Source organism: Stenotrophomonas sp. GD03680, from assembly GCF_029844625.1.
GTDB lineage: Bacteria > Pseudomonadota > Gammaproteobacteria > Xanthomonadales > Xanthomonadaceae > Stenotrophomonas > Stenotrophomonas maltophilia_P.
On sequence record NZ_JAOCKC010000022.1, the window covers coordinates 13,708 to 25,732 of the forward strand.

General features: G+C 67.5%; 12 protein-coding genes. 8 read left to right on the plus strand and 4 right to left on the minus strand.

The genetic code is table 11. The annotated features are described in order from the left end of the window. Positions 1–103: 103 nt before the first annotated feature. The 5 genes from N5J29_RS16295 (at position 104) to N5J29_RS16315 (ending at position 5,795) form a co-directional block, all read left to right on the plus strand. Positions 104–604 (plus strand): hypothetical protein, encoded by a 501-nt coding sequence (locus tag N5J29_RS16295; protein ID WP_164150852.1) that lies wholly within the window; start codon positions 104–106, stop codon positions 602–604. Continuing rightward, a complete protein-coding gene (locus N5J29_RS16300) occupies positions 604–1,080 on the plus strand; it encodes a hypothetical protein (RefSeq protein WP_164150854.1) in 477 nt (158 codons plus the stop codon). The genes N5J29_RS16295 and N5J29_RS16300 overlap by 1 nt, the downstream gene beginning before the upstream one ends. A gap of 79 nt (positions 1,081–1,159) precedes the next feature. Next, positions 1,160–1,666 carry an RNA polymerase sigma factor gene (locus N5J29_RS16305; protein WP_164150855.1) on the plus strand — a complete coding sequence of 169 codons (507 nt, stop codon included), beginning with the start codon at positions 1,160–1,162 and terminating at the stop codon, positions 1,664–1,666. 105 nt (positions 1,667–1,771) lie between these two features. Continuing rightward, positions 1,772–2,710 carry a FecR domain-containing protein gene (locus N5J29_RS16310; protein ID WP_164150857.1) on the plus strand — a complete coding sequence of 313 codons (939 nt, stop codon included), beginning with the start codon at positions 1,772–1,774 and terminating at the stop codon, positions 2,708–2,710. A gap of 169 nt (positions 2,711–2,879) precedes the next feature. After that, positions 2,880–5,795, plus strand: coding sequence for a TonB-dependent receptor (locus tag N5J29_RS16315; protein ID WP_164150859.1), 2,916 nt, complete (start codon positions 2,880–2,882; stop codon positions 5,793–5,795). Positions 5,796–5,862: 67 nt separating this feature from the next. Here N5J29_RS16315 and N5J29_RS16320 read toward each other — a convergent pair whose 3' ends face one another. Beyond that, complete coding sequence (locus tag N5J29_RS16320; RefSeq protein WP_053519195.1) at positions 5,863–6,120, minus strand: DUF2789 domain-containing protein; 258 nt, start codon at positions 6,118–6,120, stop codon at positions 5,863–5,865. 107 nt (positions 6,121–6,227) lie between these two features. Here N5J29_RS16320 and N5J29_RS16325 point away from each other — a divergent pair, with 107 nt between their 5' ends. Continuing rightward, positions 6,228–6,815 carry a biliverdin-producing heme oxygenase gene (locus N5J29_RS16325; protein WP_164150861.1) on the plus strand — a complete coding sequence of 196 codons (588 nt, stop codon included), beginning with the start codon at positions 6,228–6,230 and terminating at the stop codon, positions 6,813–6,815. A 31-nt stretch (positions 6,816–6,846) separates the two neighbouring features. Continuing rightward, positions 6,847–7,278, plus strand: a complete 432-nt coding sequence (locus N5J29_RS16330) for a YbaN family protein (RefSeq protein ID WP_065181703.1) — start codon at positions 6,847–6,849, stop codon at positions 7,276–7,278. A gap of 49 nt (positions 7,279–7,327) precedes the next feature. Here the strand turns inward: N5J29_RS16330 and N5J29_RS16335 are convergent, their stop codons facing one another. Continuing rightward, complete coding sequence (locus N5J29_RS16335; RefSeq protein WP_065175091.1) at positions 7,328–9,355, minus strand: sodium-translocating pyrophosphatase; 2,028 nt, start codon at positions 9,353–9,355, stop codon at positions 7,328–7,330. 282 nt (positions 9,356–9,637) lie between these two features. Between N5J29_RS16335 and N5J29_RS16340 the strand changes: the two genes are divergently transcribed. Continuing rightward, positions 9,638–10,141, plus strand: a complete 504-nt coding sequence (locus tag N5J29_RS16340; protein ID WP_065175090.1) for a hypothetical protein — start codon at positions 9,638–9,640, stop codon at positions 10,139–10,141. 119 nt (positions 10,142–10,260) lie between these two features. On the opposite strand, the gene N5J29_RS16345 is transcribed toward N5J29_RS16340, so the two are convergent. Beyond that, a complete protein-coding gene (locus N5J29_RS16345) occupies positions 10,261–10,650 on the minus strand; it encodes a DUF488 family protein (RefSeq protein WP_164150863.1) in 390 nt (129 codons plus the stop codon). Positions 10,651–10,658: 8 nt separating this feature from the next. After that, complete coding sequence (locus tag N5J29_RS16350) at positions 10,659–11,915, minus strand: 6-phosphofructokinase (RefSeq protein ID WP_053519209.1); 1,257 nt, start codon at positions 11,913–11,915, stop codon at positions 10,659–10,661. Between the last annotated feature and the right edge of the window lie 110 nt (positions 11,916–12,025).

Genomic DNA, 12,025 nt, shown 5'->3' on the forward strand with positions numbered 1-12,025 from the left:
AGGCCGCTGCGCAGGTGGACGACCTGCGGCGCCCGCCTTGCCCGATGGGCCCGGAAGGCCGGCCGGCGCAGGCTGCTGGCTCGTTCCCTGGGAGATATCCGCCATGTCCTGGACAACCCGCTGCTGCGGCACGTTCCTGTTGTTCGCAACCCTGCCGGCGCTGGCACACGCCAGCCATGTCGACCTTGTCGACTACCCCTCGCCCCAAGCCAACTGGGACCGCTTCCACCGGTTGCAGGCGTCGCTGGTGCGCGAGTTCGACGGCATCTGCGCCGACACCTTCTGCGAAGGTGAGTACAGCAACTACCGGGTACTGACGTTCCGCTGCGCCGTTCAGGCCGACGCCGGTACCGTACGCCACTGCGCCTGGGGCATCGTGGCCAGCGAGCTGCGGGTCGAACCGGTCCGCGGCGAAGTGCAGGTGGACAATGCGCGCTGGATCTGCCCCGTCACCCTTGGGGAGGGGATTCCGGTGGAGGTGTTCCACGCGACGCTGGAGCAGGAGGAGGGCGCGTTCGAGCCCTTCCCCGGAACCGATGTGACGGTCTTCGACACACTGCCGACCTGCCTGGGGCGGCCGGGCAATGCCGGGGGGGCCGCCTGATGCGCGCGCTGAAGAGGGTTGTTCTTGCAGGCCTGATGGGGCTGGCCGGCGCGGCACACGCTGCGCCGGCCTATGTGGATGCACGCCTGGTCCCCAGCCAGGCGGCTGGGTGGCAACGCTTCCTGGCGGTCGAACGGTCGCTGCGGCAGAGCTTTGACCACGTCTGCGGTGACACCTTCTGCGAAGGCGAATACAGCAATCTGCTGCCGATGCGGTTGCGCTGCTCTGTGCATGCGGCGAGCGGCGCCATCCAGAGCTGCATCTGGACCTTCGCCGGCAGCGCCACCACGGTGGCTGATGATGGACGGATCGATGTCGACCTGCGCAGTTTCGCCTGTCCACTGCCCGTGGCGACGGGAACACGGCTTGAGGACTTCCTGCGTGCGCTGGAGCAGGCCCCGCCCGACCGTGCGATCCATGTGACGCCGCCGGGCAGCCGCATTTCGATTCACGAAGGGCTGATCGGGTGCCTGTGATCGCCTCAAATGAGAACGTGACTGATTCGCATTGACGGTGTAGCATGCGCGGCGCCCTCCCGTCGTACCGGCTCCGCGCATGCCATCCAATGCCGCCACCCTCACCGAACTGCTGATCCGAGAGCGGCCGGCGCTGCTGCGCCGGGTGCAGCGCATCCTGGGGGGCGACCCGGGTGCGGAGGACGTGATCCAGGCTGTCTGGTTCAAGGCCCGCGGGGTGGGCAACGCCCCGTTGATCGACAATCCCAGGGCCTATCTGTACCGCCTGGCAGCCAACCTGGCGACCGATCATGGACGCGAGTCGACGCGCCGCAACCGCCTGTTGGCCGATCACTACCTGTGGGGACCGGACGAGGCTACGTCCACGTCCACCGAAGAGCAGGTGATGGCGCAGGATGAGCTGCAGCGTGTCCTCGATGCGGCCAGCCACCTGCCGGAGCCGACCCGCACCATCTTCCGGCTCAATCGGCTGCAGGGCCTGACCCAGGCCGAGATCGCGCGTCATCTTGGCGTGTCGGTCACCACCGTGGAGAACCACATCCGCGCCGCGTTGCAGCGCCTGGCCTGGGCCCGCAGCGGCCGCTGAGCGGACGCGCTTGGGGATGGGGCTGGCTCAAACGTCTTGATGGCTGGACTGTACCTGCGGTCCAGTTCCCTCTCCCCGCGCGTGAATATTCCTGTCCGCCAGCCAATGAGCCCGCCGAACACTTCTTCTCCCGCCGCCTGCGAAGACGTCGTGGCCGAACAGGCCATGCGCTGGATCGCATGGCTGGCATCGGGCGACATCACCGATGCTGGCATGTGCGAATTCGAAGAGTGGCTGGCGCAACCGGGCCATCGCCACGCCTTCGAGCAGCAGCGCACGCTGTGGCGCAGCCTCGGCCCCCGGCCGGCTGTCGCGTCTGCGGTGCGGCGCCGGCGTCAGCGGCTGCGCTGGATGACGGCTGCCGCTGCCGCCCTGGCGATGCTGATGGTCTGGCCCGAGGCGTCCCTGCGCTTGCAGGCGGACCACCGCAGCCGCCAGAGCGTCCAGCATGTGCAGTTGCCCGACGGCAGCCGTGCGGTGCTCGACGCGGACAGCGCGATCGCCGTGCACTTCGATGCGGGCACTCGGCGGGTCGATCTGCTGCGTGGCCGCGCCTGGTTCGAGGTGGTCGCCGATCCGCAGCGGCGCTTCAGCGTGGCCGCAGGCAACGGCGTGGTTGAAGACATCTCCACGGCATTCTCCGTGTCGCGGGTCGAGGAAGCGGTTGAAACCCAGGTCGGGCAGGGCAGGGTGCGCGTGGCCGCCCCGGCCGACAGTGGCTGGACCTATCTGCAGGCGGGGCAGCGTGCGCAGTACGGTTCCGCGTCCGGCGTCGTCCGCCTTAGCGATGTCGCTGCCGACAGCGTGGGTGCGTGGCGCCAGGGCGAACTGCTGCTTGAGCAGGCCAGTGTCGCCGATGCAGTGCATCTGCTCGGCCGCTATCGTGCTGGTCCGACCTTCGTGCAGGGCGACCTTTCGACCTTGCCGGCCGTGAGCGCCGCACTGCGTATCGATCGCCCCGAACAGGCCCTGGATGCACTCGCGGAGACGACGGGGCTGAGGATCACCCGCCTGCCGATGGGTGTGGTCATCGTTCACAGATGACGCCGTGTCACGTGTGGAGACGTGATCGGCAGTGATCCCCCTTGGGGCTGTGGCGCTGCCGTTCGTCTTACTCCACGAACGTACCCGCAGCCGCCACGTACGTCGCCGTGTCCACGCGTGCCGTGGATGACGCCGCGCCTGCGGCTCCGCTTTCCTGACAGGTTTCTCCATGTTCGATTCCCCACGTCCGGGCCGCACTCCGCGCCCGTCCCGCCTGTGTGTCGCACTGCTCGCCGCCGGTATTGCCGGCGCAGTACCGCCCGCGCTGGCCCAGGACACTGCCAACCCGCAGGCAGCCGCGCAGCGCTTCGACATTCCCGCGCAGCCGCTCGACAGCGCGTTGCGCAGCTACATGCGGCAGTCCGGCGTACAGGTGGTCTATCCGGCTGCGTTGGCCAGCGGCGTCACGTCGCAGGCGGTCAGCGGCCCGCTCACCGCAGACGAGGCGCTGGCGCGGCTGTTGCAGGGCAGTGGCATGGGCGTGCGCCGTGTCGGCGACGGTGCAGTGACACTGGCAGCGGCCGGCGCCCTGCAGGCGCAATCGCCGACAATCACCGGCCCGCTGCGTGTGGCCGGCGATCGCGTCGCTGAAGGCATCGGCAGCGACGAGGCGCGCCTGCTCGACACCTATCGCAGCGTCGGCTCGACCACCACGCTGGATCGCACAACGCTGGAGCGCTTCCGTGGCACATCCAACGGCGACATCGTCAAGGGCGTGGCCGGGGTCACCGCCGGTGATCCGCGCGTGGGCAACGGTTTCGACGTGAACATCCGCGGCATCCAGGGCCAGAGCCGCGTGCCCGTCATCATCGATGGCGGGCAGTCCAGCATGGACACCTACCGAGGCTACGCCGGCCAGTCACAGCGCAGCTATCTTGATCCGGACCTGATCTCACGCCTGACCATCACCAAGGGCCCCAGCCTGCAGGCCAACGCGTCCGGCGGCATCGGCGGCGTGGTGGAGATGGAGACGCTGAACGTGGGCGACATCCTGCGCGAGGGCCGCGACGTCGGCGTCCGCGTGCGCGCTGGGTTGGCCAACGCCAGCGCCAACAGCGTGCCGGCTTACAGCGCCGTGCCCCGGACGGACCGCAGCGCCACCGGAAGCCAGTTCTTCAACGTTGCCGCCGCTGGGAAGTGGGACCGCTTCGATCTGGTCGCGGCGTACGCCCACCGCGACAACGGCAACTACTTCTCCGGCAGGCACGGATACGATGACTTTCCGCAGACCCGGCGCACGCTGGCACCGTTGAATCCGCCGCGCACCGAAGTGTTCAACACCTCCTCGCGCTCGACGTCGGCCCTGCTCAAGGGCACCTGGCGCATCGACGATGCGCAGACCCTCGAAGCTGGCTATCGCCGCTATGAGGGCCGCGCCGGCGAGATCATGGCCTCGCAGATCATCCGCGTTGAGCGGGATCGCATTCCACAATGGGACCCGGGCCATGTCGACATGGACAGCTACAGCCTGCGCTATCGCTTCGATCCAGACAGCGAGCGAATCGATCTGCGCGTCAACGCCTGGTACACCGATGCCGACAGCGTGATGTACAACAGCCTGACCGGCATCACGCCGTGGTACTTCGACCGCCGTACCGAGTGGTACGACGCGCCGAGTTTCAGCGGCGATCCGGGTTACAAGGATGCCTACCGCAATCCGCTGCGACAGAAGCGCTTCGGCCTGGATGCCAGCAACACCTCGATCTTCGACACCCGTGCAGGCGTGTTCACCCTCGACTACGGCCTGTCCTACAGCGACGAGGACATCGCACCGGGCAGCTCCGCACCGATCAAGCAGGATGATCTGGTCAACAACCGTTTCCTGCGCAACGCTGAGCGCAAGGAGTACAGCGCCGTGGCGTCGCTGAAGTGGCAGCCCGACGAACACTGGGAGTTGATGGCCGGTGGCCGCTGGAACCGGGTGGACGTGCATGACCGCAATCGTCTGGCCACACCCGATGCCTATGAAGTGCAGGGACAGTACCGCTACACCGAGCTGCTGGATGGCAACCCGGCACTGCCCTCCTGGCGCGCCAAGCGCATCGCGCTGCTGAACTGGTATCCGGACGCCGAGGGTGCGTTCACCCAGGCCTCGCTGTTGGCCTCGCCGTACAAGAAAGGCACGGTGGCTGACATCGGTGGCTGGAACTTCTACGACGCTGACGCACCGGAAGACCTGGAGGTGCCGGTCAGCTGGACCTGGTCGCAGCCGATCCGTCGCCGCGACAGTGCCTTCTCACCCACCGCCAGCGTGGCCTATCGCTTCAGCGAGGACACGATGGTCTACGTGAAGTACGCCGAGGGCACCAAGCTTCCGAGCCTGTTCGAGACGACACTGGGCCTGTTCACCGCTGCCAAACCCGTCGGAGAGCTGAAGCCGGAGCGCGCGCGCAGTTGGGAAATCGGTGCCAGCACCGTCCACCATGACCTGTTCACCGCCGGCGATCGCCTGGCGCTGAAGCTGGCGTACTTCGATACGCGCATTGATGACCTGATCACGCGTGACTACCGCACGCTGTCGGCCGGCCTGATCCGCAACGTCGACCAGTTCAAGGTCTCAGGCATGGAGTTCCAGTCCAGCTATGACAGCGGCAAGGTATTTGCCGACCTGTCCGCGCATTACTACTTCAAGGCCAAGACCTGCGCCCCGGACATCGCCGCCGAGCGCCGGGCGTACGGTGCACAGCGCAACAATGATGAACTGGCCAGTACGCCCAACTGCGTGGACGGTGGCTTCGAGGGTTCCTACACCAATACGCAGAACCCGCCGCGCTACATGGTGAACCTGACGGCTGGATCGCGCCTGTTCGACGAGCGCCTGACCTTCGGCACCCGGGTGATCCACAACGCCGGCCCGATCAGCAGACTGGACAAGGACTGGAATGTCGGCCTTTCGGCGATCCAGCAGCTGTACCGGCCCACCACCCTGGTGGATCTGTTCGCCAGCTGGCGCTTCAGCGACCAGCTGTCGGTGGAGGCGAATGTGGACAACCTGACGGATCGTTACTATCTCGATCCGCTCGCCCTGGGCGTGATGCCCGCCCCGGGCCGCACCGCGCGCCTTGCATTCACCTGGAGGTACTGATTACCTGCGCAGAGCGCCTTCGGTGGGTGCGGACCTTGGTCCGCACCGCCTTGCCGCGACCGCGGGCTTACAGCCCGGTCGCTGCCTTCACCGCATCTTCGTGCAGCGACTCGTTCAGTTCATCGACCACCGTGCTCCAGGCCGCATCGGCCTGCAGCGATTCGGCCAGGAACTGCCGCTGGCCATCGTTCCAGTAGGGCGCGTCGGCCACCGCCACGCCGGTAGCCAGCTGGTGGTCGCGGATGAAGCGGGCGATGCCCTCGGCGCTGGCATCCAGGCCCAGCTGCAGGAACAGGTTGGTCATGCGCGGTTCGGTGGTGATCATCATCGGTTCCCGGCGGGAAAGAGGGAGGGGCATTATCGACGCAAGCGGGCTTGGGGAAAGCCCCGCGCCGCACGTCTACAGCAGGACCTCTCTCCCAGGTACCCTCCATGAACGCACATATCGCTCCTGAAGACAGCCGCAGCCTGCGCCTCAAGGCCGCCACGCGCGACAGCCACGGCGCACTGGACAAGCGCATCATGGCCGGTGACATCTTTGCCGATCTCGGCAGCTTCGCCCGCTTCCTGCGCGTGCAGTACCGCTTCCATCGCAGCATCGACCGGCTGTACGCCAGCCCGGCGTTGGAGGCATTGCTGCCGGAGCTGGCCGGGCGTCGGCGTCTGCAGCAGGTGGCAGCTGATCTGCACGACCTGGGGCAGGATCTCCCTGGCGCGGACATGGCGCCGTTGGCAGGTGACCTGCCGTTGCCGGTGGCGCTGGGGTGGCTGTACGTGGCCGAAGGCTCCAACCTGGGGGGCACGGTGCTGTACAAGATGGCCGCGCGGCTTGGCCTGGACCAAGGGTTCGGTGCCCGCCACCTGGCTGCGCACCCGGATGGCGCGGCCCGCCACTGGCGGGAATTCACCGCCGCGTTGGATGCGGTGCCCCTGAGCGCCGCGCAGGAACAGCAGGTGATCGATGCCGCCGATGCCGCGTTCCGTAGCGTGCATGGCCACGTTGAAATCGAGTTCGGCTGATGCCCGGGCTCTGCCTGCGGGCGATGCGCTGATGCGCTGGCTGTGGTTCGCGCTGGGCTGGATGATGGTCGGGCTGGGGGTGATCGGCGCGTTGCTGCCGGTGATGCCCACCACCATCTTCCTGATCCTGGCGCTGGGCTGCTTCGCGCGCAGTTCGCCACGGTTCGAGCAACGGCTGCTGGCACATCCTCGCTACGGCCCGCCGCTGCGACTGTGGCGGGAACAGGGCGCCGTGTCGCGCCGGGGCAAGGCATTGGCCAGCGCTGGCATGGCGGTGGGGTTCGCCTTGTTCTGCTGGGGCGCACACCCTTCCTGGCGGCTGCTGCTGGGCGTGGGCCTGTTCTTCGCGGTCAGCGCCGGCTATGTGCTCAGCCGGCCAGCGCCACGGTTGGAGCCGCCCCAGAGTGTCGAACGTGGCGATGTCGGCGATCCGCGCCGCTGTGGGCGTCGCTGGAATCGCTGAGTCCGCGTGAGGGGATGGAGCCGGGCCCACGCCCGGCTCCACCGATCCGCTACAGCAGCGGCACCAGCAGCAGCGCCACGATGTTGATGATCTTGATCAGCGGATTGATCGCCGGCCCTGCCGTGTCCTTGTACGGGTCGCCGACCGTGTCGCCGGTCACCGCGGCCTTGTGCGCTTCGCTGCCCTTGCCGCCGAAGTGGCCATCCTCGATGTACTTCTTGGCGTTGTCCCAGGCACCGCCGCCGGTCGTCATCGAAATCGCCACGAACAGGCCGGTGACGATCGTACCGATCAGCAGGCCCCCCAGCGCGCGTGGGCCCAGCAGCAGGCCGACCACCACCGGCACCACCACCGGCAGCAGCGAGGGCAGGATCATCTCGCGGATCGCAGAACGGGTCAGCATGTCCACGGCCTTGTCGTACTGCGGCTTGCCGGTGCCCTGCATGATGCCGGGGATGTCGCGGAACTGCCGGCGCACTTCCTCCACCACCGCGCCGGCGGCACGACCCACCGCCTCCATGGCCATCGCGCCGAACAGGTACGGAATCAGGCCGCCGATCAGCAGGCCGATGATCACCGTGTGGTCACTTAGGTCGAAGCGGAACTCCTGCCCGGGATTCGCCGCCTGCAGGTTGTGCGTGTAGTCGGCGAACAGCACCAGCGCCGCCAGCGCCGCCGAGCCGATCGCATAGCCCTTGGTCACTGCCTTGGTGGTGTTGCCCACCGCGTCAAGCGGATCGGTGATGTCCCGGATCTCCGAGGGCAGTTCGGCCATCTCCGCGATGCCGCCCGCGTTGTCGGTGATCGGTCCGTAGGCGTCGAGGGCCACGATCATGCCGGCCATCGACAGCATGGCAGTAGCGGCGATGGCGATGCCGTACAGGCCGCCCAGCGCGTAGGCGCCCCAGATCGCGGCACAGACCGCCACCACCGGCAGCGCGGTGGACTTCATCGAGATGCCGAGGCCGGCGATGATGTTGGTGCCATGTCCGGTGGTCGACGCCTGGGCGACGTGCTGCACCGGCTTGTACTGGGTACCGGTGTAGTACTCGGTGATCCAGACGATCAGGCCGGTCAGGACCAGGCCGATGAGGGCGCAGCCATACAGCGCCAATGGACCGTGCACGTTGTCGGACATCAGCCCCGTGGTGATCGGGTAGAAGGCGATCGCCGCCAGAACACCCGACACGATCACGCCCTTGTACAGGGCCCCCATGATCGAGCCACCGGGCTTCACCTTGACGAACAGCGCGCCGATGATCGATGCGATGATCGACACGCCTCCCAGCACCAGCGGATACAGCACGGCGTTGGCGCCGGCTTCGGCGAGCATCAGGCTGCCCAGCAGCATGGTTGCGATCACCGTGACCGCGTAGGTTTCGAACAGATCGGCGGCCATGCCGGCGCAGTCACCGACGTTGTCGCCGACGTTGTCGGCGATCACCGCCGGGTTGCGCGGATCGTCTTCGGGAATGCCGGCTTCGACCTTGCCGACCAGGTCGGCGCCGACGTCGGCGCCCTTGGTGAAGATGCCGCCGCCCAGGCGCGCGAAGATCGAGATCAGGGAAGAGCCGAAGGCCAGGCCGACCAGCGCATGCAGCGCCTGGTCCATCTGCAGCCCGAGCCGCAGCAGCAGGGCGTAATAGCCGGCCACGCCCAGCAGGCCCAGGCCGACCACCAGCATGCCGGTGATCGCACCGCCACGGAACGCTACGTCCATCGCGGCGCTGATGCCGTTGCGTGCGGCTTCAGCGGTCCGCACGTTGGCGCGCACCGACACGTTCATGCCGATGTAGCCGGCAACGCCAGACAGCACCGCACCCACCGCGAAGCCGACAGCGGTGTACCAGCTCAGGAACACGCCTACGAGCACGAACAACACCGCGCCAGCGATGCCGATGGTCAGGTACTGGCGGTTCAGATAGGCGCGTGCGCCCTCCTGGATCGCGGTGGCGATCGCGACCATGCGCTCATTGCCGGTGGGTTGGCGCAGGATCCAGCGCGCCGAGACGATTCCGAACAGGATCGCGAGAATGGCGCAGCCCAGCGCCAATGACAGCCCGTGACGTTCCAGCATTAGACCCCTCCGCAGAATGGATGATGAGCATCCAGTGGCGATGAACTTCACCACGAGGGGGACGACGGGCTGCAGCCTGGAACCAACCCGTGCCGACCGTGGCGGTCGTCCGACGTATGGCGGTGTTCAGCATTCCCTGGTGGCCGCAGTATGCGTGCACATGCGCCCGGATGGTAGCGCCGTGCGTGGAAGGCGCAGCGCTTGCCCCTCCACCGACGCGCCTTTGCACCCTGTTAAGCCTTCCTCTGCAAGCCTGCGCTCAGTCCTGAAGGAGACCCTCCCATGCGTCTGTCCCTGTTGATGCTTGCCGCCCTTGTGCCGGCAATGCCTGCATCTGCCGCCGAGACCCCGGAACTGCAACGCGCGGTGGGTGCGCCGCAGGCGGTGGGAGCGGTACACACGCTGCGGCAGATTCCCGAAGCCTGTGCGCGGCTGGAGGGCGCCTTCACCGGCCAGGCTGCCGAGCCGTATCGATTCGCCGTGGTCCGTACCAGCGAGCAGTGCCAGCCGCGCGCTCGTTTTGTCGACTTCGCCAAGGCGCAGCCCGCTGTCGACAAGGGCTGGAAGCTCAATGACGTGATCCGCGTGCCCAGCGCGACGTGCCCGGCACAGCAGGCGGTGGTGCGGGTGTGGCGTCTGCCGGTCGACAACCGCCAGGCGCTGGACGGCCAGGGGCAGTCGCGCATCTATCTGGAAGAAGCAAAGAAGCAGGCCGCCGCCGGCAAGATTCCGCAGGTGACGATGTTCGCCGCGCAGCTGCAGGTGGAAGGCAAGGCCTGCAACTGACGCCGTCCGGCAGGGCGAAGCCACGCAGGGCGTGGATGTACTTCGGCGCGCACCGGTAGCGTCGGGCCATGCCCGGCGGAGAACCCGGTAGTGCCGGCCGCTGGCCGGCACCCCTGCCATCACTCGGCCAGCTTCGCACCGCGGGCCACCAGCAGGTCACGCAGTGCCGAACGATGGCAGTGCGCCTCATCCTCGCAGTAGCAGCCCACGCTGATGTCGGTGTGCTGCGACAGCGCGGCCAGCAGATCCAGCGCGTGGGCTGCGTCGGGCGCCTTCATCTCGGCACGGTAGCTGCGGAAGAAGGCATTCCAGTCGGCCGCGGTGGTCGCCCCGCGAGCCTGTTTCACTCGTTCCGCGCTGGGCGACAACGTCGGGAACCAGACGTCGTACCAGTCCTGGCGGACGAACTCGCTGCGTGGCACGCCGCGCGGCGGGCGGCGTACGGTGCCGATGCGCAGGCCTTCGCCCGGAACGCGCGGAGAACCGAGGCGGACGATCCGCAGGGCCATGATCGCAGTCAGACCTCGAAGGCCGGCAGCGTCTTCTTCACTGCCACGTTCTTCAGCGTCACATACTTCGGCAGGCCATCGGCGCCGTACGGCAGTGGCGCTTCGCCCTTGATCAGCGGTGACAGATAGGCGCGCGCCCGGGCAGTGATGCCGAAGCCGTCGCGCCGGATGAAGCCGGCTGGCATCTTCTTCTCGTGGTTGGCGATCTTCGACAGCGGCGCGGACTCGATCTTCCAGCGGTACGGTGCGTCGCTGCTGCGCACGATCACCGGCATCACCCCGTTCTGGCCCTTCAATGCCAGTTGCACGGCCGCCTTGCCCACGGCCTGCGCCTGGTCCCAGTCGGTGCGGCTGGCGATGTGACGTGCCGAGCGCTGCAGGTAATCGGGCAGGGCCCAGTGCACCTTCAGCCCCAACTGGTCCTTGACCCGGCCAGCGAGGTGCGCGGCGACGCCGCCCAACTGCGAATGACCGAATGAATCCTTGCTGCCGCCGGCATCGGCGACGAAGCGGCCATCCGCCGTGGCGATGCCCTCGGAGGCCACGACCACGCAGTACCCGACGCGTTCGACCACCGCCTTGACCTTGGCCAGGAAGGCGGCCTCGTCATAGGCACGTTCGGGCAGCAGGATGATGTGCGGGGCCTCATCGTCGCCATTGCCGGCCAGGCCTGCGGCAGCGGCCAGCCATCCGGCATGGCGGCCCATCGCCTCGTAGATGAACACGCGGGTGGAGGTCTCGGCCATCGCCGCGACATCCAGCGCCGCCTCGCGCACCGACACCGCGGTGTACTTGGCCGCCGAGCCGAAGCCGGGGCAGGTATCGGTAACAGCCAGGTCGTTGTCGATGGTCTTCGGCACGCCGATGCAGGTCAGGTCGTAGCCGGAGGCCTTGGCCAGCTGCGAGACCTTCAGCGCGGTATCGGCCGAGTCGTTGCCGCCGTTGTAGAGGAACCAGCGCACGTCGTGCGCGCGCAGGACCTGCAGCAGACGTTCGTAGCGCGCACGGTCGGCATCGAGCGACTTCAGCTTGAAGCGGCACGAACCGAAGGCACCGCCCGGTGTATGGGCGAGGGCGCGGATGGCCGCCGCACTCTCCCTGCTGGTATCGATCAGCTCTTCGCGCAGGGCGCCCAGGATGCCGTTGCGGGCCGCCAGGACCTTGATGCCCTTGGCCCGGGCCTGTTCGATCACCGCCGCAGCGGTGGCGTTGATGACCGCGGTGACACCACCGGACTGGGCATAGAGGAGGGTACCGTTGCGCATGCTTCTACCTGCTCAGGGGAGGGACATTGCAGGGACATTACCCGGATGCGGTAAAGTGGCGCTATTGCGGTGCAGCGATACCGGACCGTCCGGGACGCGAACCTTCTTTG

Bases quoted from the DNA above. Each gene is read 5' to 3' on its own strand.
- N5J29_RS16330 (WP_065181703.1), top strand. From the start codon at position 6,847: ATGCGCTGGCTGTGGTTCGCGCTGGGCTGGATGATGGTCGGGCTGGGG.
- N5J29_RS16320 (WP_053519195.1), bottom strand. From the start codon at position 6,120: ATGATCACCACCGAACCGCGCATGACCAACCTGTTCCTGCAGCTGGGC.
- N5J29_RS16315 (WP_164150859.1), top strand. From the start codon at position 2,880: ATGTTCGATTCCCCACGTCCGGGCCGCACTCCGCGCCCGTCCCGCCTG.
- N5J29_RS16310 (WP_164150857.1), top strand. From the start codon at position 1,772: ATGAGCCCGCCGAACACTTCTTCTCCCGCCGCCTGCGAAGACGTCGTG.
- N5J29_RS16335 (WP_065175091.1), bottom strand. From the start codon at position 9,355: ATGCTGGAACGTCACGGGCTGTCATTGGCGCTGGGCTGCGCCATTCTC.
- N5J29_RS16300 (WP_164150854.1), top strand. From the start codon at position 604: ATGCGCGCGCTGAAGAGGGTTGTTCTTGCAGGCCTGATGGGGCTGGCC.
- N5J29_RS16305 (WP_164150855.1), top strand. From the start codon at position 1,160: ATGCCATCCAATGCCGCCACCCTCACCGAACTGCTGATCCGAGAGCGG.
- N5J29_RS16325 (WP_164150861.1), top strand. From the start codon at position 6,228: ATGAACGCACATATCGCTCCTGAAGACAGCCGCAGCCTGCGCCTCAAG.
- N5J29_RS16345 (WP_164150863.1), bottom strand. From the start codon at position 10,650: ATGGCCCTGCGGATCGTCCGCCTCGGTTCTCCGCGCGTTCCGGGCGAA.
- N5J29_RS16295 (WP_164150852.1), top strand. From the start codon at position 104: ATGTCCTGGACAACCCGCTGCTGCGGCACGTTCCTGTTGTTCGCAACC.
- N5J29_RS16340 (WP_065175090.1), top strand. From the start codon at position 9,638: ATGCGTCTGTCCCTGTTGATGCTTGCCGCCCTTGTGCCGGCAATGCCT.
- N5J29_RS16350 (WP_053519209.1), bottom strand. From the start codon at position 11,915: ATGCGCAACGGTACCCTCCTCTATGCCCAGTCCGGTGGTGTCACCGCG.